This window comes from Nostoc mirabile CHAB5784, assembly GCF_020829645.1.
Classification (GTDB): Bacteria; Cyanobacteriota; Cyanobacteriia; order Cyanobacteriales; family Nostocaceae; genus Nostoc; species Nostoc mirabile.
In genome coordinates this window covers 57,376-76,758 of the sequence record NZ_JAIVFS010000012.1, presented here as the reverse complement: position 1 = coordinate 76,758, position 19,383 = coordinate 57,376, and the positions used below count along the sequence as shown (strand labels likewise).

Genomic DNA, 19,383 nt, shown 5'->3' with positions numbered 1-19,383 from the left:
GCTGTGCCCCTACAACCTGATCTATTTACCTAAAAATAGCTGTAATTTTCTACTTTCAGTTATCCCCAATTCTAAAAAGTATTGAGAGTTCTTGGACTTAACTAACCGAACGTTTCCACCACACTCAGCATGAAATTAATCCGTTGCTCAAACTCTAGATTTTTGAGCAATGCGACAAATTCATCCGTTTCACCAGGAAGTTGATAGTCGGAGGGCACTTGAATTATGCTTCCATCCTCCATTCCTTGTGCCAGCAGAAACCAAACGTCTAATTTGGCATTAGGACTTAGACTATTATAGGTTTGGCTGATATCGTTAGCTGCACCATTAATAATGTCGCGTTGTGCTTGCAGTTGCTCTTCTTGAGACAAGTCCAGGAATTTGTCAAACACTGCTTTAGCAGGAACTTCTACGCTTTGAGGAGGTGCTGGTTGTAGCTGCTTTTTAAGATCCAAGTAACCGAACCAAAGTAGGGCTAGCTGAGTATCTACATCAAAGCGTTGAAAACTTTCTAAAGCTGGTTTTGTTGCTTCATCAATTGTGTAAGTCATAAAAAACTCCAACTATCGTTTTGGGTATTCTGATTTCCTCAGTTACTTACTGAGAAAATTTGCTTTCAGTACTTCATACAACTTAACGAATAAATGTAGATAGATAACCCTACTTAGGGTAGGTATAACACTCACTACATAAGACAGATATAGATAACTCAAGTTGCTAGTTACAAAAATGCCTGCTTCGATGTATGGAAAGCAAAGATAAATGTTAAAACTTGAAGTAGCGTCTGTGACAGTAAGCGATCGCTTGAAGGGGTTCGTGATTATAATGCAATACGCTTGGGTTAAGGAAAATTGTAGGTTGGGTTAAGCAAAGCGCAACCCAACAAAGCCCCGGAAATGTTGGGTTTCGTTCCTCAAACGCCACTTGCTTCAAGTCGGGAAACCGCAAGGGCGCAGTGGCTCCCCAACCTACACAATTTAAGGTTTTTGGCGCTAACTGAACTGTATTGGATTATAATGCGATCGTGCGGTTGGAAAAAATCTGAATCAAGTCTGATTTTCCCAATTTATTTCAACATCGCATCCGTATTTACTGAAAACACGCCCTAGTCCTAAGTCTGAGCAAATTGGAGAAAAGCTTGGCAGTGAAATTAGCACAGTTGAGAATTTATACTAATTCGTAATTAAGAAAGTCAGATTTAATCTGGGTTTCTAGGTTTAAATCTGTTACCGGATTTTAGAGAATTGGTATTAATTATGCTATTAGACAACGCATTAACATTGTATCGGGATGCATTGGCATTGTAAGAGAACGCATTAACAATGCATCGGTATACATTAACATTGCAAAGTATTGCCAAATTTAACATTTTTGAGGGGTCTAAGTCCCTCGCTTCTAAATCGCGACAAGTTTTGTGGTGGGGTTAAAATCCCCAGACGCTCTCGAAGAGACGCTAAAAGCGAACGCGGACTCGCTAACGCAACTCTTGGAGACGCACTCGCGTTCGCTAATGCAAAACAAAATTTACGAATTACGTTAGCGTAGCGGTAGCGAGGAACGAGCGTCATTACGAATTACGAATTAACCATCACTTGCGCTTCAGGTTTTACCCTAGCTTCTGCTTCCAGAAATTCAGCCACTTGAGCCTCAATTTCATCCCGGACAATCTGACGATACTCCAAGAAATGCTCAATTTGGGCACAAACAGCTAAATAACTACTGACTCCACCCGGATTATGCTGATACATGTTCCACAAGTTGCGCCAAAATTGCCACCGCGTTTGACGACGTACACCCTGCCGCCAGCAAATGATTAGAAACGCTCGGAGTACTTTCCAGTTCAATGGTTTCTTGGCAGCTTTGCCCTTTTTCGGGTAGGTTGCTTCGCCCAAAAGCCGGAAGTGTTTGTATGTACGCTCCAAAAACCGCTCTGGCTCATACAAATCACAGAACGCCTGCACATATTCACGAGCGATGTCTTCTAAAGGTCGAGTTGGGACAAAATTCATCAACGTGGTTTGGTTGATGTTGGCAGATTTATTGCGGAGTCGTCCTTCCTTTTCTAATCTATGCCAAAGCGCTGTATCTGGAAGCGCTTGCAACATACTAAATAAGGCCGTGGGTATTGCTGTTTGCTCGACAAACTTCACAATTCGTGCGCCGGCTCCTACTTTCTCGCCATCAAACCCAATGATAAAGCCTGCCATGACTCGCAACCCTGAGCGGGTAATCCTATTCACCGCCTCACTGAGCGAGTCTCTGGTATTCTGGTATTTTTGAGTGAAAGTGAGACTTTCTTCGTCGGGGGTTTCAATTCCCAGAAAAACGGCTCCAAAATTACACGCTACCATCAAATCCATCAGTTCTTGATCTTGGGCTAAATCAACTGAAGCCTCTGTGGCAAAGGAAAAAGGATAGTTATGTTCTACCATCCAGGGCAGAAGAGACTTCAAAAATAATTTGACATTCCGCTTATTACCGATGAAGTTGTCATCCACCATAAAAATACTGCGTCGCCAACCCAGTTTATAGAGATAATTTAGTTCTGCTAATAGCTGTTCTGGGTTTTTAGTGCGGGGTTTGCGACCGTATAGCACAATAATGTCGCAGAATTCACACTGGAAGGGACATCCACGCGAAAATTGCACCGACATCTCCGCATAGGCTTCAAATTCTAGCAAGTCAAAGCGAGGAGTTGGAGTGTTGGTAACATCTGGTTTTTCACCACCAGAGCGAAAAATGCCTGTGCGATCGCCCCGTGCGATCGCTGCTACAAATAAGGGTAGGGTAATTTCCCCTTCGTCCAATATCAAGTAATCTGCTCCGGCGGATGTCATTTCATCTGGTAGCGCTGTCGGGAAAGGGCCACCCACAGCTACCCGTTTACCTCTGTGTTTTGCTTCTAATATCTGAGAGAGCAAATCCTCTTTTTGCACAATCATCGCCGACATAATAACCAAATCTGCCCAAGCCCATTCTGCTTCGGTACAGACGCGAACATTTCGATCTACTAGCTTATACTCCCATTCTTGAGGTAATATCGCAGCTACAGTTACCAAGCCTAAAGGCGGTAGCATTGCTTTACGGTCTAATAAAGCCAGTGTTTTTTCAAAAGACCAAAAACTTTTTGGAAAACGGGGGTATAGAAGTAAAACATTCATATTTGACGCTTATAAACCTTCATCTTAGCTGCTGGTTGAATTTACGTACAACTTAGCCACTCTGACAACACATTAGAGCAGCCTTTGTATCCAGTAGCTGTAATCTCTACTATGACTGATTTAGACAAAGCAATATTTTTTAAGCGCAATTAAGCTAATCGTCATTCATTTTTCCAGAATGATTCGCTTGTAGTAAGGGCTTCAGCCCTGCTTTTATGCAACTTAAATGCCGATTAGCTTATTGCAATTATTACTGCTTTTAGACAATTGCTCAAGAGTACGAGGAGTGCGATGTCTACGACGGTCACTGAGCTGCTGGTGAGCGGCTGGCCCTGAGCCTTGGGAGAGCGTAGCCGAAGGGCGCAGCCTAAGAAGAGAAGGGCGCAGTCGTTCGCGTTAGCGTCTCCGACAGGAGAAGGGAGTCGAACCATGTCGTACCACTTCGGGGATCTTGCTACGCGCAGCGTCTCCAAGAGTTGTGCGGGCAACTCTTGGAGAGACTACGCCAACGCCTACGCAATTTCCGAAAATCTTCAAACATAGATAGTTAAAAGATTTACCCAGAAAGACTAGAAATTGTGGGATGGTTATAAACCAATACAGTTCAGATAAGCCCAAAACCCAGATGTAGAGACGCGATTTATCGCGTCTTGATTTATCGCGTCTTGATTTATCGCGTCTTGATTTATCGCGTCTTGATTTATCGCGTCTTGATTTATCGCGTCTTGATTTATCGCGTCTTGATTTATCGCGTCTTGATTTATCGCGTCTTGATTTATCGCGTCTTGAAAGACTAATTATCTACACCAATAACCCTTAACCCAAGCGTATTGGGTTATATTTCTCAACTGATTACTCCTGAAAGCGGGTGCAGTATTGTTAAATGAAAGCTATGCTTAGTTTCAGCTTTCAGATACCGTTCTTGCAAGGGTTGCCACTTCTGCCACGACTGGTAGCGATTTTCAGTTAACAAAGTAGCAAGGGTAGGCAGTTCAGTCTGGATTTCTGACTTGAAGACATCTGTAAGCCAGTCAGTTAAGACAGCACTATCTTGCATCGTACCCAAAATTTCTTGGATATTTTTCACTTCTGTAAGATAAGCTGCGTAAGATTCACCATATAAGTCAGTAAATAACTCCATCTGGTAGCGTATACGTTTAGCTTCTTTTCGCAAACTGTGAAGAATTTCACCTTCCGTGGTCAATTGTTTTTCTATTTTTTCTGGTTTCCAGTTTTTCTGGATTATCACTTCTGATTCCACAAATTGCGTGCCAACTAGCCAACCCGGATGCAGTAAGAAGTTACTAACTTCTGGTAAAAGTAAATCTGGTAGTACCTGCTGAATAGTAAAAGATGCCAAAGGTTGATAACTAGGTTTTTCTAACCACTTGTCTAATGCATCTTTTAGAGACTTGTAAGATTCATCTTTTAACGTTTTCTGTACACTCGATAGTACATCTTCACGTTGTTTAGCTATAGCGTTGAAAGCTGTTTGTAGAGATTCCTGCTCTTTGCAGGGTAAGTTTGGTTTGTAATTGTTTTCTAAACTTTCTTTGAGTACGTCTAAATCTCTCAGACTACCAAGACGACGGGCTATTTTACCAATATTTTTATCGTTGACTGGTTTCGGCACATCCACCGCTAGTCCAAAGCTAGTTACAGATGTCCGTAAGCGACGCATTCCCACTCGCATTTGGTGCAACGCTTCTGGATCTTCATCTTTCTTCACTGATTTTTCCCACTTCAAGGTTTTCTTAAAGTGTTTTTCAATCGCTTGGTAGGCATAGTCCCCTAGAGTTTTTACCGTGGGTTGTGTGGCTAGTTTCATAATTGATCTTAAATGACGATTACCTCATGAGGTTATTGAATAATAACATTAGTTAAAAATTTGTATCTACTTTTTGATATTTTTTATTCAATGGATATTGTCAAGTATGCTGATGGGCATTAATACTAGCATCCTCTTAGAGAAATATCCAATATCTATCAAAGGTCTAAAGAGCAGATTCACCCTGGCATTTTATATGTACGATAGCTTCTAAAAATATTTAGCATGATATTAAATCATTTATTATGATAACATCATTAATCTTTCTGCAATCAAAAAATGTCAAACTCAAATTTGCTCAATCAAGCTTTATTGACTTTTGTAGATAATTTTAAAGAACATAGAGAAGACTTATCTGCGCTGCTGCTAACACACCATAAATATTTATGGCTGGGGTCAGATGAAACCTCAACTATTGAACGTCTCTCTTTGGTTGATACTGATAAATTTACAGATCATCAACAATTTAGGGTAGCAGAATTTATCAATTTACCTGCACCAGAAGACCAAGAAATCGATATAGAAGGGCTTGCTTATACAGATTATTACTTATGGTTTGTTGGTTCTCATAGCTACAAACGCAAAAAAGCTAAACCTGATAAAACCGATGCACAAAACTTTAAAAGGCTGACAAAAATTGAATCAGAACCCAACCGTTACCTTTTAGGACGGATTCCTTTGATAGACGGTAAGTTGTTCTCATCTTGCCCACACCCGGAAAATCCAGATGTGCAATTGAATGCCGCTAAACTAGAGGTGACGAACCAGGGTAATTTGCTTCTTACTGCTTTAGCAGATGACGCCCATTTAGGCTTGTTTATCAAGGCTGGAATTGCAGGAAAAGATAACGGCTTTGATATTGAAGGAATAGGCATTTATCAAAACCGGATTTTTTTGGGTTTGCGTGGTCCTGTATTGCGGGGTTGGGCTGTAGTGCTGGAAATTGAGTTAGAAGATTCTAGCCCTGGAATTCTGAAACTACGGCAAATTGGAGAAGCGAAGGAGTTATATAAAAAGCATTTTATCTGGTTGAATGGTTTGGGAATTCGGGATTTGTGTGTAGATGGAAATGATTTGTTGATTTTAGCTGGGCCAACGATGGATTTAGATGGGCCCGTGCAAGTTTATCGCTGGATAAATGGCGTTAACTTGCGAGAAAATGTCTTCAGCAATCCAGATTTTGTACAAGATATTCCCTATGGAAATCGGGAAGATCATGCTGAGGGAATGACGCTGTTTCAGGATGTTGCTGGCATACCTTCGCTATTGGTAGTTTATGACTCTCCAGCAAAAACTAGGTTGGTGGGTGATGATGGTGTAATAGCGGATGTGTTTAAGCTGGGCTAATATCAATTTTGGATTTTAGACTTCGGCTAGGCTCAGTCGAACGATTTTGGATTTTGGATTGTTAAAGGTTAGTGGAGATTGCTTGTACAGGGCAGGTGGGGATACACTGTTCGCAGACGATACAACGCGATCGCGTGAATGTGAGCTTGTATGTCTCTGGGTGGAGGGTGAGGGCTTCGGTAGGACAAACCCCAGTACACAAGCCACAGTGGACACACACATCCTCGTCGATCGCAATTTCGCCTAAGGTATAAGAAACATTAACATGGCGCGATCGCATCCACTCGATCGCCGCATCTAATTGATCGATATCTCCCAATAGTTCCACTACCAGTTTGCCAATTTGATTTGGGGCAACTTGGGCACGGATAATATTGGCGGCAACGTTGAACTCTTTGGCCAGTACGTAAGTCACTGGCATTTGTACGGCGCGTTTCGGGAAGGTAAGCGTTACTCTTTTTTTCATAGGTTTAGCAGAGGGTTTTTTCTGTTGTAGCGTATCTACTTTGAAAAGTTACAAGCTAATCCGTTAACCAAAGCGATTCCGGTGATTTTATTAACTGCCAAAATCCAGGCTTCCGATCGCCATCGCTATACCCAGATGGGAATGATCAGTGCGATCGCTAAACCATTCAATCCTCTAGAATTAGCTACTGAAGTCGCAGTAGCGTTGGGCTGGAGTCTGGAAAAGTAAAGGCGCACATCTGTACGCCCCTACTTGTATGGTTTTCAAACCTCGTTTCCAACCTCTGGCTGGAAATGCTTACGATCGCACCTGCGGAATCTGGGTTATACCAATTTGAAAAAAGAATGCGACAGATGGGTAGGCAATACGGTTCGGATAAGATCCCCCCGCCTGTGGCGACCCCCTTAAAAAGGGGGTAAAAGAGGGTCAGAAGCCCCCCTTTTTAAGGGGGGTTGGGGGGATCTTCGAGGACTAAACACGTTAACCGAACCGTATTGGATGGGTAGGGGCACAACATTGTTCATTGGTGTCAACTTAAGCTAAAAGTAGCTTAACTGTTAGCTTCCTCACCCGCCTCGAACTAAAGTTCAAGGCTGATAGCTAAAGTCTACTGAAGTAGACTAAAGATTTTTGGCTATATTTAGTCATCAACAGAAGACTTCCGCTAAAAGCCAAGGAAGTTCAGTTCCTTGCGGGACATAGCTTTTACGTTAAGTTGACACCTATGAACATTGTTGTGCCCTTACAAATAATTGATGTGTCGCAAATATTATTTGAATTAGTATTTGATTAACGCAAACCTAAAATTTCAGAAATCGCCGCTACAATATCCAAATAGAAGTTGCCTTTCACTGCCCGAAACAATTCAAATTTAGAGTCAGGCGCACCAAAAAACGGTCTGAGAAACCATCCTAACTGCATACCAACAAAGGCATAAAGCAATAACCAGGATCTTAAAATAGTGGTGCGGGTTTTTTTACCAACTTCATCTTGTTGAGAAAGTAATTGCATTCCTTCATAAAGGAACTTAACGCCAAAGATGCCTGTAATGCCAAAAATTAATACATTCAAAAGTTTAAAAAATTGATAAGAATCGGGTGTAGTGATCAGAAAAAATAGTGTAACTGGTGCCAAGCTGAATAAAAGCACACTAATCACTGATACAGATGTGAGCAACACAACGAAATGCTGTTGAATACTGCTCCGGGAACCAAACAAAACGTTAAAAAAGAACAAAGTTGGGAAACAAATAATCAGTGTTAATAAATAAAATGCTGGGAGTTTGATAGCACCAGATAATGCCTGTGCCCAACTGTTAGATGCACCGATAATTGCGCCATAGATGGCAAAGAAAATGGAACTAGATACGAACAGAGAACTAATTTTATTTTGTAATCGAACTCCCTGACGAATTTCTTCTAAGAAAGCCTGGCGATCGCGCAATAAATTAACCAAAACACTAAATTGTTGAATTCCGAACTTTTCTTTGTTCCGCATATTTTTATATCTTGTATATTTTGTGTAATTACTAATGACTGATTAACGGATTCCCAAGAGATAGCTAATAGCTTGAATCACACTCAAATAGAAATTACCTTCTCTTTCGCGGAATAGTTGAAAAACAGAATCAGGCGTGCCAAAAAATGGTCTGAGAGTCCATCCTAACTGACTCCCTACAAAAGCGTAAAGAAATAGCCAAAATTGTAAAATTTTCTGGCGTGTCTTACTACCTTCATTATCTTGTTCTAAAACTAAACTTGTGGCTTGATATAAAGACGAAATACCAATAAATCCAGTTAATGCAAATATGAATACATTTAACAGAATTAAAAATTGGTAATTATTGGTGGTAATTAAGAAAAACAGGGTGATTGGTGCAAAGCTGAATAAAAGTACACTCGTAACTGAGACAGCAGTCAAGACTAATGCTAAATGCTGTCCAAAAGTCCGCTTTGAACCAAAAACAATGTTAGCAAAGTACAACGTTGGGATACAAATTAGGAGTGTGATTAAATAAAGGGCTGGAAGTTTAATGGCGGAAGACAAAGCTTGCATCCAACTATGGTATGCACCAATGATTCCGCCATAAGCGGCGAGAAATAAGGAACTGCAAACTAGTAGAGAAATAATTTTATTTGGTAATCTCGTACCTTGGCGAACTTCTTCTAGAAATCCTTGGCGATCGCGCAGGAATCCAATCAGCACCGCAAAGTATTTGATTCCTAAAGATTTCCGTTCAATCATGTTATCCTCACACAGCTAAAATTCTAAGTTTCATCTGAGTAATCACCGCCAGAACCATATTTCCAGGCATCAATCAAACGACGCCAATAATATTGTTGTTCTTTTGGTTGATTCTTAATCCATGTTTCTAGCATTGGACTTAGCCAAAACAAGACAGTGTACACACCTAAATTACTGTAATGTAACATCCAATCTAACAAACTTGCCAAACCTACTTGCGGAATTATCTTGGCAACCAATACCGGATGATCTAAACCAGTTTTTAACAGTGTTTGTGTTAGTGCCGAAAACTGCACTATATCCTGTAAAAATGGTTTTAGCACTGGTGTACCCAACTGTTGCATTTCCTCAAATACCGCCGAGAGTAGTTGGTTAATTTGATCTGGGGCAATTTTCTGATTTACACCAACACTCATCGCCTTTTGAAACAACCAGGTAACAGTCAAACTTGGCTGATAGGGTTGCAGCAGTGCTAAGGCTTTTGCAGATAATTGTTCTGTTTCCAGTGCTTCGTAAATGCCAAACGTTAAACGCTTCAGGTGACGTACCATTGCCCCAAAACCTCCAAAACTCAAAGGAGATTGACTACCACTGCTATCTCCGGCTGGGAGAATGCGACTCCAAGGGGTTTTGATGGGGCTTTGGCGATAGGTAGGAAAGAAACCAAATAGCGATCGCTGAAATTTCAGTTTGTTCAACTCCACTCCCTGATATTCTGGTAAAAGACGCAGATATTCCTCAAATAGAGCTTCTAAACTTAAACGTTCGGGATGTGCATCCATGTAAGTAAACAAGTAAGTTGTTCTGCCATCCCTGGCTGGGAAAGCTTCCCAGAAGTACTGACATTGATTTTGCAAAGGTGTAAATGATAATATTAAATCACCTGAGTTATTTTCTGGAAAACCTTGGGCGCAACTTCCTACCACCAAACACAGTGCGTCTGGTTTTTTGCCTTGACGTGCTTGTTGGGTGATGGGTGAAAGATGTCCCATCGCGTCGATTAACAACCGAGTTTTAAATTGGTTATTTACCATCACCCCATCTGGATGAATCACCGCTTCAGTAAAGGGTGTGTTTTCTAACAACTTTCCACCAGTGGCGAGAAATCGGGTTTTCAAAGTAGCTAGTAGATAAACTGGATCTACGCCGATATTCAAAACATCCTCTACCCAAACTTCTGTACCGCCATCAAAACTAACTCGTGCTGGGTTATATTGAGTTGCGATCGCACTCTCTAATTCATCCTCAGTCAGCAAGTTTAATTCCACAAACACATCTAATTCTTTGCGAGAAATATTCCACTCTTGTTCCCTCCCCTGTAAAATACCCCGTTCCATCAACGCCACCCGCAGTCCCTTCACCGCTAAGGCGCAACCAATTAAAATGCCCAAAGTGCCACCGCAGATAAGCAAATCGTTGTCTACAACACCTAAAGGCTGTTGACTTTCTTTAACTAACCTTGGTACTGGTGCGGAGTTTTCGCGCAGAGATGTTAGAATGCGATCGCTTTGACGTAACCCTGCTAAAACATCGCCCGGTAATTGGGAAAGAATTTCTTCAGTTAAAGACATTTTGGAAAAACTCAACTCTACATTCCAAAATTACCTGAGAATGAAGAAAGTAGATATGATCATGGCCAGATAAATCGTAATTGGAAGAGGACTTAGACAAAAGAGATCCCCCCTAACCCCCCTTAAAAAGGGGGGAACTAGAATTGAATGCCGCCTTTTTAAGGGGGGAACTAGAATCTTTTGCTCCCTTTTTAACGGGGAACTAGAATCGAATGCCCCCAATTTATCGGGGGTTGGGGGATCTCTTCTGCGTAATAGCTTATGGAACTTTTAATTACGAACTACGAATTACGAATTACAAGAATATGTCCACTACAAAACCTGTAGAAGGTCTGTATACTTTTAAGGAATATCTCACCTACGATGATGGCACTGACAAGCGCTATGAACTTGAGGATGGGATACTGCTAGAAATGCCTCCAGCCTCAGATTTGCATGAAACCAGCAAATTTTTTCTCCGACTTTTCCTGAGTTAACACTGACAGCGCAGCAGATATTAACGGCTTAGGGATTTTTTATTGGGCGTTGCTGAATCTAGGGATGAATCTTGTGGGGTGGGTATCTTACCCGCCCCAAAATACAAGGGACAGGCGAGACGCCCATCCCACAAAACCATTAAAATCATCCCGCAACTATGCAACGCCTTTTATTGAATTAGCTCAATGAAAAGACCTCTCCCTGGTTTTACTACGCAAAACCGTCCCTCTCCGACTCGGAGAGGGACAGACTTGAACTTTAGTTCAAGGCAGGGAGAGGTTCGTCGAACTCACGATAATTTAGAAATCGCAGGCAATAATTTATTGCCCGCTTCCACCAGTTAGGCGATCGCAGGTAAGCTGTTCTATATTTAAGTTGCATAATTATGGCGGGCAAGATGCCCACCCCACAAGACTTATGTTTAATTCAGTTATGCAAATTAGATGTTTTTCAGCTTAACCCTGTAAATATCCCTTTCAACATGGTGATTGCTTCGGGACTAATAGAAGTGCAATCTTTCGGGCAGCAGGGCAACGCTTACGCCCATTAATTTTCAAGCGTTGGCACAGATGTAGTAAATCAGTTCACTTTTTTTAAAGTACCAGTAACTACTGAACTGTTCCACTTTACGGAGGTGAGCAAATTTTACTACACGCTCACCTTTGTAATTCAGGAATGGTTAGATATTTTTCATTAATGGAGTTAGGGACTTCCAAATAAAAAAATATCCCACTGTTCACAGTCAACAGTCAACAGTCAACAGTCAATAACTTCAAGCGGTTGTTTTTATTTCTTGGAGTTCCCTTATCATGTCCGGTTGCTTAGTTAACGTGAATTCGATTGCTCATATAATATCTACCCAATTTGCTCAATCAAAAAACCTCTAAGAAGGTTTTACTACGCAAAACCGTCCCTCTCCGACTCGGAGAGGGACAGACTTGAACTTTAGTTCAAGGCAGGGAGAGGTTCGTCGAACTCACGTTTAGTTACTAAACCCCAAGAAGTCTTTCACCGCATATAAAATAAGGTGGGCTGTTTACCCACCTTAATGTAAATCTGTATTTTAGGATTGCCGTGACATAAACAACGATATCTTTTGGTTTTGGCGAAATTGTTCCGACTTGTTAAGTAATTCAAATATTAGCGGAAATTACCAGGTTTTAAGCGAACATTAGGCTGTGACTGACGACGAATTGCTACTCCACTCCGCAAATTGTTCCCAGTACCACCATCTTTGCGATCGAGGAAAGGTTTCAGATTAATCCCACCTCTAGACGAACTAACCCGATTATTACCACTGCCTAGAAGTGTGCGTCCTAAATTATATAATTCGTTCCCTCCACGACTGCGATCGCCATAAGTGTTAACGGCTATAGTTTGTTGTCCACTGTCAGCAGTAGTCAAGTTCTGAAAAATACTATTGCGGATAACAACAGGATCTTTCCCAGGAGGTACTGTCAGCACAATTCTACAGGTTGGGTTAACCTCAGTTGTGACGCAGACAATATTTTCGTTATTTTCTACAGATGTCTGGAGTTCTTGTAAGCCATCTGGGCGATAAAGTTCTAAACGACTGGCAATTGCTGTACAACGCCTTTGTGTGTCCCAACCACCGCCCAAAGCCGCAGGCGCAGCCCAAGCGAAGTATTGCCCTGGTTGACTTTGTGGCTGATACATAACGGTGTACTGACCATTGTAAGTCTGACAGGTAAAGCGAGTTGTACCGTCAGATGAGGGTGAAGGTGGTATACCTGTTGATGTGTCTATTGGTACTGATGACCCGCCTGATGGTACTGTTGGTACGACAATGCCATCGCCAGTAGAGTCATATTGCGCCATTGCTACGGAATTGCCCAGACACAAAGATAAGCCAAGACTACCCAAAGATATCAATCGAAGCAGTTGTGATGGCATAAATCATCCTCCAGTAGAAATAGGTGGGAAATTGATAAGCTGTTACGCATTTAATTTGTACATTTACCTGATGACTGATGACTGATGACTGAAAACCCGTCAACAGTCAACAGTTAACGACCATCAACAGTGTTTATATACTTTAGACGCGCATCAGCTTAGTTTAAGTGACGAATAATTCTATGTTTTGATTCATCAAAAACGCTATTTTTTTTCTTCTCTTGCTTTTTTCTCTTCGAGTAGCTTTTTCACCCGTGCTTGAATTTCTAGATGACGCGCCACTCCTTCATAGGCGTAACGGTTGTAGTTACTACGGGTAATGAGGTTTTCTAAATAACTAACTCGCTCACTACCGCCTGGGTGCGAAGATAACCAACTAGGAGGAGCATTTTTTTGTTGTTTTTCTAGCGTCACCATTAAGTTACGCAAGCCATCAGCAGCGTAGCCAGTGGCAACAATTAGGCGTGTGCCGAGATTATCTGCCTGACGTTCCATGTCGCGGCCGTAACTTAGTGCAAACAGTTGACCGATAGTGCCGCCCAGAGGTAGATATTGGGTAACGTTAGAAATCAGGTTGCCTTGGCTGACTAATTGAAAACCGTGGGATAAAAGTACATGGGATAATTCATGACCGATTAACCCAGCTAATTCTGCTTCGGAATTAGTTTTAGCGATCGCACCCGCATTAATAAAAATTTTACCCCCAGGTAATGCAAAGGCGTTAAGGCTTTCCTCTGGAATCACAAAGAATTCGTATTTAAACTCGTCCCGTCCTCCTACCTTCGCCAATTTCTGTCCAATTTCATTGACGTATGCCAAAATATCTTCGTCTATAATTACACTCAGTTGTTTTTTTGCTTGCTTTGCCACCGACTCACCTATGGCTTGTTCACCTTGTAGCAGCATAATCGTAGAGTCAAGGGCAGAAAACGGCCCAAGCAGACTGCCAGTGACGGCGTAACCTAAAGCACCTGTAATAATATTACCGATGACATTGCCTCTAATTTCTCCTTGTGTATAAGATTTGTAACGGTTCAGATTTTCCTCTGCTAGTTTTGTAAACTCAGGCGCTTGGGGATCTTTAGGGTTGAGAATAGCAAATTGACGCGCCGCCAAGGACGCTTCCATCCATTTTTTATCAGCAGCTAGGGCTGTAATTCTAGCTTTAATTAATTCTGGTTGATCTGGATACAGCGAAGAAGCCCGTTCTAATATATCTAACGCTTCTTTAGTGCGATCGTATTGTTTCAATACTTCAGCATATCGGATATGACCAGGGATAAATTCAGGATATTGCTCAACTAATAGTTGCAGGGGTACTAAAGTTTTTGTTTGCAACTTTTGTGCTATCCCCGCCTCTGATTCTCGCCAGTAGACTTTACCTCCTGGGGATAGTTGCGTGGGATCGAGTATGGCAGCTTTACGCTGTTGATTATCTGATGTTTTAGCAAAAGGCTGCTTAACTTCGCGGTAAATTTTTTCTGCCTCTGGGATTTGTCCCGCCAGATAAAGTCTATCCGCTTCTATAAATTTTAGCTGACGCGTGAGTTCTTCCGGAGTGAGTGGGGGTTCCTGTGACGACTCTGGCTTTTTCGGTTCGGAAACTTCAGGGGTGGGTTTTGGTGCTTCTGGCGTTGATGAACGTTGCAGCGCATCCCGTAACTTTTGGACTTTAGTTGTTTCTGAACTGGGCTTTGTCGTTTCAATAGTGGTAGAAGCAGCAGGTTCTTGTCCCAGAAGGGGTGAAGTTGGCTGCGTCAGGATTATCAAAATTGATGTAGCAGCTGAAAGTAATATCCACTTCCAGGCTGGCAGTAAAGACTTCCAGATTCGTTTCATGCTTGCGCCCACGTATGCAAAAGGCTTTTTTTTAAATTTTATGAGGAATTAGCAAAATACGCATATAGCGATGTATTTTTTGTGAGACACTATGCAAACCGCGAACTGTTCGGTGATGCACCCCAGCACTTATTTGTTTAAACTGAGTCACTCAAATACTTAAAAATTTTGTCTATATATCCTAAGGCAAATTATTTGGATCAATACCTTGAGATTGTAAATAGGCAATTAGCCGTTCTTTTTGCTGGCGTTCCTGTTCAATTTGTTCCACTGCCCAAAGCAACAAATTACCTGCCTCATCCCACCAGCGCAACCAGTAACCAGTTCTGGCTTCTTTTGTTCCTTGCCAAGTTCCCAGAAATAAACCTATTGAATCAATCCAATGACGACCATTTTCATCCGGTTGCTTTAACTCGTAGCGGCTGTTTTCGAGTTGGTAAAATTCTAACAAACCGCCATTTGGGTCAAAAATTACGTAAATTGGGACTTGAAGAATCTGCTGATAAAAAAACCATTTTCCTGGTGGATAGGTTCGCTTAAAAGAGTATTCTCCACCCTCAGTATCAGATAGAAATTCCATCACAATTGCCGGAATATCTCCATCTAAATTGGGTGTATAGCTTTTGCGTTCTCCTAAAACTTGATTTACCGATGGCACATAAACCCAGTCGGGTGCTTTAGCTACAAATTGCCCGTTTATCGTTGCACAAAGTCCAAAATTCGAGGCTATCAACATCTGCAATTGGATGAAACCACTTATCTCTAGGCTTTCGCGCAAAGCACCAGCTAATAGTGGCTGACCTGTATTTTCCACTGGTTCATCCTCTAGGTGAAAATCTGCGGGCAACGCTTCCCAAGATATTACCAGTTCTGTTGAAGATTTAGCTTCACCGAGTTGGGTTGTCATAAACACCCCTTTTTATTGATTTGTCTTTATTTTATGGGCGATCGCAGTTATTTTACAATGTCGCCGTTAGCCAACGCACAACATAAAAAAACAAACAAAAAACCCCGGCGAAACTAACCGAGGTAAGGGAGAGAGGTACGAATGACGATGAGATACAGCGATACCGAAATCTAAAAAATCTTAGCTAACGCTAAAACCAACCAAAACTATAGTTGTGACAATTAAAGTCGCAAAAACAGCCTGTAAAACATATTTACGTTGTTCCCAAATTGCCGGGTACTCAGCGTAGTACATCTTAGGTTCAGCTGCGTAGTTATTGAGGATGCCGTCTTCATTTACTGTGGTGTACATAGTTTTTTTCTTTTTTGTTTGTTTATGTAACTAAATTTAACAATATTGTTACGAAACGTCAATAGAACTTGACAAAAAAAGTTTTATGGTTATTATAAAAACTACTTATCAGGCATAAGGCAATACGCTTGGGTTAAGGATAATCGTAGGTTGGGTGGAACTTAAGTGTTACCCAACAAACCCGCGTCGTAGGTTGGGTTTCGTTCCTCCAACGCCACTTGCTTCTCCCAAGGGGAGACGCTGCGCGAACAAGTCGGGAAACCGCAAGGGCGCAGTGGCTCCCCAACCTACGCAGTTTATGGTTTTTGGCGCTAACTGAACTGTATTGAGGCATAAGGGATTTAGGCGAAGCTGCTCCAGCCGCCGAAAGCGCCATATATTACGTAATTTTTTAAATCGCAAAATAAAAGGGTAGAGACACGTTAGCGTAACGATTTTGCTTCTCTACTAGTAACCAAATTTAGCGCTCTATCTGTTGCAATGATTTTTGGATGAAATAAAATCTACATCTAATTTTTCATCACTGCATCCAATAGCACATTGGCATCAAAGCGGACGACATCGGTGCAAGGTAGCCCGGTTTCTGCTATTGTTTGAGCGATGCTTTCCTGAGCCGCAACTTCATCTAGATGAGCTGTGTTCAGCGCTATACCAACTACAGGAACACTTCCAAAAGCACCACCGGCACTAGCAACAGTTTCATAAAGCCGAATCACCTCTGGTAAAGGTGGAATTAGTACATGGGGATGATTACGTACATGAACTTGTCCTGCGCGATGTGCTAACAGCAGGTGGGTTGGTTGCGAACCACGGATTAGGGGTAAGGTTGCCGTTGAACCAGGGTGTAGCAGTGAACCTTGTCCTTCAATGTGCAAAATGTCGTAGTTTTTGCCATAGCGCATAACTATCTGTTCCACAGCACCGGCGGCAAAGTCTACCCGCACGGCATCTAAAGCCACGCCGTCCCCTTCTAACATCACCCCAGTTTGACCGGTGGCGAGGAATTTAGAAGGCCAGCCTCGCTGTTTTGCTGCCCAATGTAACTCTAGACTAGTTGACATTTTACCGATCGCCATGTCGGTTCCTACTGTCAAAACCCGCCGACAGGAAAGGGTGCGTGCCATTCCACTAGCAACACTTATATTAGGCGGCTCTTTGCGTACATCCCAAATTACTTGTCCTGGTTTGAGCAGTGCATTTAACTCTGGTATGTTCGCCATTGGTGTATGTAAACCATTTAACAGCGACATTCCAGCTTCTAGAGCGCCTTTAATTTCCAACCAGTAATCATCTGGTACAGCACCACCTCCTGGAGCAATGCCTATTACTAAGACTTCTGGCTTGTATTCAAGGGCTGCGGCTACCGATGCCACTATAGGCACATCACGCTTGATATTTGTTAATTCTGGTAGGGATTTGCCAGCACACTCGCGATCGATTACGGCTACGATTGGGGCTTCACTGTAACGTAAAATTGCTAACCCTGTTTTGCCGTGATGCCCAGTAATTCCCTCATGTAACAAGATAGCTACTCGTTGATTAGGTGATAGACGCACTCTGTTCTACCCCCAAGCCTGGTAAATCGTTTGGCAAAACTCTCCCTTCTTTTATTAGCAATGCACCCGTAAAGGGATCATTGACTAAATTGAGGTGACTGTCTAAATCTAGATAATCAGCTAGTGGCGCTAGCTGTAATGCTGCTGTATTAGCTAGTGAACTGTCAGAATAGCAACCGAACATTACTTGCAACCGATATGCTCGCGCTGTATGTACCATTCGCATTGCTTCGGTTAGTCCCCCTGATTTCATCAGTTTGATATTGATACCATCCACGTAGTTTGCCAAATGGGGAATATCGGAGCTTGTGAAGCAACTTTCATCGATAAAGATGGGCAGGGGAGAGTGTTCTTTAAGTTTTGCTAAACTTTTTTCCTGCCCCCGTGGCAATGGCTGTTCTACATATTTTATACCTAAATTAGCTAGCCAATTGCACATTGCGATCGCATCTTCTAAACTCCAACCCCCATTAGCATCAACAAATAATTCTGGTTCCGGTGCTTCTTCTCGTACTGCTAAGAGCATTTTTTTATCTGCATCTATCCCATCTGGACTACCTAGCTTCACCTTGAAAAGGCGGACATCAGTAAATTGTAACCAGTCTCGCGCTCTAGCCTTGGCTCCTTCAGGTGAATTAATCCCAATTGTGACAGAAGTCGGTACTATTTGGTTGCGATCGAGTCCCCAAATTTGCCACAAGGGTAATCCTACGCGCTTACCCAACCAGTCGTGCATTGCCATATCTAACGCCGCTCTAGCAGCAGAAGGAACCTGGTTTTGTGTTAAAACTTGCTCAATTTCCTGTCGCTGTAAGGGGCTGAATACTTCCAACAGTGGCACAACTTGCTCTAGAGCGTCTTTGATCGTATCAGTTGATTGCCGATGATTACCCACACCGAATGGCGATGCTTCTCCCCAGCCTTCGATCCCATCTTGTGAAATTCTCACCCATACATTAGTTGTCTGTGCCGTTGTACCCCGACTAATAGTCAAGGGAAACCTTTTGTTTACTGTAAATAAATTTATATTTATTTGCATACTTGTTATACATATTATGTTATGCAAAAGCTAGTGTAAGTTCAAAGTTTAGATGATCAGATGCATCTGTTATACTTTTTTACATTCATTGCTTGATGACTAAAGGTTTTATACATTATTTTTATTTATGAACGACTTAAAAAAATGGAAGATTTGGAAATCAAAAATGGTTTTAGATCATCCTTGGTGTCAGGTGAGGCAAGATGAAATAGAATTACCCAATGGTAAAATTATAGATGATTATTTTGTCAGTCTTAAACCAGACGTTGCGATGGTTTTACCTATTACTACTAGCAAAGAAATAATTTTTGTCCAGCAATACAGACATGCAGTAGGTGAATTTTTCTTAGAACTGCCAGCAGGTAATTTTGACCCGACAAAAGAGAATGCAGAAGTAGCGGCAATTAGAGAACTGAAAGAAGAGACTGGTTATATTCCTCAAAAAATTAGAAAAATCGCAACTTTATATGATAAACCGAGTAAAGATACTAATCAAATACATTTATTTTTAGCAGAGAATGTGAGCAAAGTTGGAGAGCAACAACTAGATATTACAGAAGAGATTGAAGTTCTATTAATTCCTGTAGAATTAGTTTGATAAAAAATTATTCAAGGTAAAGTTTCTGTGGCGGGAACTGTAGCGGCTCTCTTCTTAGGTTTAAATTTTCTAACTTATTAATAAT

The 19,383-nt window shown here is 41.7% G+C and carries 15 protein-coding genes and 3 pseudogenes; 5 read left to right on the top strand and 13 right to left on the bottom strand.

Features of this window, described 5'->3' with window-relative positions:
* Nucleotides 1–101: 101 nt before the first annotated feature.
* Nucleotides 102–551, bottom strand: a complete 450-nt coding sequence (locus LC653_RS11000) for an orange carotenoid protein N-terminal domain-containing protein (protein ID WP_229494513.1) — start codon at nucleotides 549–551, stop codon at nucleotides 102–104.
* A 1,023-nt stretch (nucleotides 552–1,574) separates the two neighbouring features.
* Complete coding sequence (locus LC653_RS10995; protein ID WP_229494512.1) at nucleotides 1,575–3,161, bottom strand: B12-binding domain-containing radical SAM protein; 1,587 nt, start codon at nucleotides 3,159–3,161, stop codon at nucleotides 1,575–1,577.
* Nucleotides 3,162–3,852: 691 nt separating this feature from the next.
* Between LC653_RS10995 and LC653_RS10990 the strand changes: the two are divergent.
* Nucleotides 3,853–3,981: pseudogene (locus tag LC653_RS10990) on the top strand (hypothetical protein); the annotation flags it as partial.
* 24 nt (nucleotides 3,982–4,005) lie between these two features.
* Here LC653_RS10990 and LC653_RS10985 read toward each other — a convergent pair.
* Complete coding sequence (locus tag LC653_RS10985; protein WP_229494510.1) at nucleotides 4,006–4,989, bottom strand: CHAD domain-containing protein; 984 nt, start codon at nucleotides 4,987–4,989, stop codon at nucleotides 4,006–4,008.
* Between the two features lie 279 nt (nucleotides 4,990–5,268).
* Between LC653_RS10985 and LC653_RS10980 the strand changes: the two genes are divergently transcribed.
* Nucleotides 5,269–6,336: a DUF3616 domain-containing protein gene (locus tag LC653_RS10980; protein ID WP_229494509.1), complete on the top strand. Its 1,068-nt coding sequence runs from the start codon at nucleotides 5,269–5,271 to the stop codon at nucleotides 6,334–6,336.
* A gap of 61 nt (nucleotides 6,337–6,397) precedes the next feature.
* On the opposite strand, the gene LC653_RS10975 is transcribed toward LC653_RS10980, so the two are convergent.
* A complete protein-coding gene (locus LC653_RS10975) occupies nucleotides 6,398–6,802 on the bottom strand; it encodes an NIL domain-containing protein (RefSeq protein ID WP_229494508.1) in 405 nt (134 codons plus the stop codon).
* A 39-nt stretch (nucleotides 6,803–6,841) separates the two neighbouring features.
* Between LC653_RS10975 and LC653_RS10970 the strand changes: the two are divergent.
* Nucleotides 6,842–7,030 (top strand): annotated as a pseudogene (locus tag LC653_RS10970) (response regulator); the annotation flags it as partial.
* A gap of 561 nt (nucleotides 7,031–7,591) precedes the next feature.
* Here LC653_RS10970 and LC653_RS10965 read toward each other — a convergent pair.
* From LC653_RS10965 to LC653_RS10955, 3 genes are read right to left on the bottom strand one after another with little or no spacing between them, the layout of a single operon-like run.
* Nucleotides 7,592–8,299, bottom strand: coding sequence for an actin-binding WH2 domain-containing protein (locus tag LC653_RS10965; RefSeq protein ID WP_229494507.1), 708 nt, complete (start codon nucleotides 8,297–8,299; stop codon nucleotides 7,592–7,594).
* Nucleotides 8,300–8,341: 42 nt separating this feature from the next.
* Entirely contained in the window at nucleotides 8,342–9,046 is a 705-nt protein-coding gene (locus tag LC653_RS10960; protein ID WP_229494506.1) for an actin-binding WH2 domain-containing protein, read from the bottom strand.
* A gap of 23 nt (nucleotides 9,047–9,069) precedes the next feature.
* Nucleotides 9,070–10,617 carry an FAD-dependent monooxygenase family protein gene (locus LC653_RS10955; RefSeq protein WP_229494505.1) on the bottom strand — a complete coding sequence of 516 codons (1,548 nt, stop codon included), beginning with the start codon at nucleotides 10,615–10,617 and terminating at the stop codon, nucleotides 9,070–9,072.
* Between the two features lie 305 nt (nucleotides 10,618–10,922).
* On the opposite strand from LC653_RS10955, the gene LC653_RS10950 reads away from it, so the two are divergent.
* Nucleotides 10,923–11,093, top strand: coding sequence for a PDDEXK family nuclease (locus LC653_RS10950; RefSeq protein WP_267923012.1), 171 nt, complete (start codon nucleotides 10,923–10,925; stop codon nucleotides 11,091–11,093).
* Nucleotides 11,094–12,234: 1,141 nt separating this feature from the next.
* On the opposite strand, the gene LC653_RS10945 is transcribed toward LC653_RS10950, so the two are convergent.
* From LC653_RS10945 to LC653_RS10920, 6 genes are all read right to left on the bottom strand, one after another.
* A complete protein-coding gene (locus tag LC653_RS10945) occupies nucleotides 12,235–13,008 on the bottom strand; it encodes a COP23 domain-containing protein (protein WP_229494504.1) in 774 nt (257 codons plus the stop codon).
* Between the two features lie 204 nt (nucleotides 13,009–13,212).
* Nucleotides 13,213–14,847 (bottom strand): M48 family metallopeptidase, encoded by a 1,635-nt coding sequence (locus tag LC653_RS10940; protein ID WP_229494503.1) that lies wholly within the window; start codon nucleotides 14,845–14,847, stop codon nucleotides 13,213–13,215.
* Between the two features lie 181 nt (nucleotides 14,848–15,028).
* Nucleotides 15,029–15,754 carry a Uma2 family endonuclease gene (locus LC653_RS10935; RefSeq protein ID WP_229494502.1) on the bottom strand — a complete coding sequence of 242 codons (726 nt, stop codon included), beginning with the start codon at nucleotides 15,752–15,754 and terminating at the stop codon, nucleotides 15,029–15,031.
* A gap of 180 nt (nucleotides 15,755–15,934) precedes the next feature.
* On the bottom strand, nucleotides 15,935–16,105 hold the full coding sequence (gene psb34 / locus LC653_RS10930) for a photosystem II assembly protein Psb34 (protein ID WP_229494501.1): 171 nt from the start codon (nucleotides 16,103–16,105) through the stop codon (nucleotides 15,935–15,937).
* 509 nt (nucleotides 16,106–16,614) lie between these two features.
* Nucleotides 16,615–17,661 carry an N-acetyltransferase DgcN family protein gene (locus tag LC653_RS10925; RefSeq protein ID WP_229494500.1) on the bottom strand — a complete coding sequence of 349 codons (1,047 nt, stop codon included), beginning with the start codon at nucleotides 17,659–17,661 and terminating at the stop codon, nucleotides 16,615–16,617.
* Nucleotides 17,645–18,700: a dipeptide epimerase gene (locus tag LC653_RS10920; protein ID WP_229494499.1), complete on the bottom strand. Its 1,056-nt coding sequence runs from the start codon at nucleotides 18,698–18,700 to the stop codon at nucleotides 17,645–17,647. Before LC653_RS10920 ends, LC653_RS10925 begins: the two co-directional genes overlap by 17 nt.
* 127 nt (nucleotides 18,701–18,827) lie before the next feature.
* On the opposite strand from LC653_RS10920, the pseudogene LC653_RS10915 reads away from it, so the two are divergent.
* A pseudogene (locus LC653_RS10915) lies at nucleotides 18,828–19,379 on the top strand (NUDIX hydrolase).
* The last annotated feature ends 4 nt before the right edge of the window (nucleotides 19,380–19,383 follow it).

What these genes read in the sequence shown, in the direction of transcription:
- LC653_RS10995 (WP_229494512.1), bottom strand. Translation starts at nt 3,161, where the DNA reads ATGAATGTTTTACTTCTATACCCCCGTTTTCCAAAAAGTTTTTGGTCT.
- LC653_RS10935 (WP_229494502.1), bottom strand. Translation starts at nt 15,754, where the DNA reads ATGACAACCCAACTCGGTGAAGCTAAATCTTCAACAGAACTGGTAATA.
- LC653_RS10965 (WP_229494507.1), bottom strand. Translation starts at nt 8,299, where the DNA reads ATGCGGAACAAAGAAAAGTTCGGAATTCAACAATTTAGTGTTTTGGTT.
- LC653_RS10955 (WP_229494505.1), bottom strand. Translation starts at nt 10,617, where the DNA reads ATGTCTTTAACTGAAGAAATTCTTTCCCAATTACCGGGCGATGTTTTA.
- LC653_RS10960 (WP_229494506.1), bottom strand. Translation starts at nt 9,046, where the DNA reads ATGATTGAACGGAAATCTTTAGGAATCAAATACTTTGCGGTGCTGATT.
- LC653_RS10975 (WP_229494508.1), bottom strand. Translation starts at nt 6,802, where the DNA reads ATGAAAAAAAGAGTAACGCTTACCTTCCCGAAACGCGCCGTACAAATG.
- LC653_RS11000 (WP_229494513.1), bottom strand. Translation starts at nt 551, where the DNA reads ATGACTTACACAATTGATGAAGCAACAAAACCAGCTTTAGAAAGTTTT.
- LC653_RS10980 (WP_229494509.1), top strand. Translation starts at nt 5,269, where the DNA reads ATGTCAAACTCAAATTTGCTCAATCAAGCTTTATTGACTTTTGTAGAT.
- LC653_RS10950 (WP_267923012.1), top strand. Translation starts at nt 10,923, where the DNA reads ATGTCCACTACAAAACCTGTAGAAGGTCTGTATACTTTTAAGGAATAT.
- LC653_RS10945 (WP_229494504.1), bottom strand. Translation starts at nt 13,008, where the DNA reads ATGCCATCACAACTGCTTCGATTGATATCTTTGGGTAGTCTTGGCTTA.
- LC653_RS10920 (WP_229494499.1), bottom strand. Translation starts at nt 18,700, where the DNA reads ATGCAAATAAATATAAATTTATTTACAGTAAACAAAAGGTTTCCCTTG.
- LC653_RS10940 (WP_229494503.1), bottom strand. Translation starts at nt 14,847, where the DNA reads ATGAAACGAATCTGGAAGTCTTTACTGCCAGCCTGGAAGTGGATATTA.
- LC653_RS10985 (WP_229494510.1), bottom strand. Translation starts at nt 4,989, where the DNA reads ATGAAACTAGCCACACAACCCACGGTAAAAACTCTAGGGGACTATGCC.
- psb34 (WP_229494501.1), bottom strand. Translation starts at nt 16,105, where the DNA reads ATGTACACCACAGTAAATGAAGACGGCATCCTCAATAACTACGCAGCT.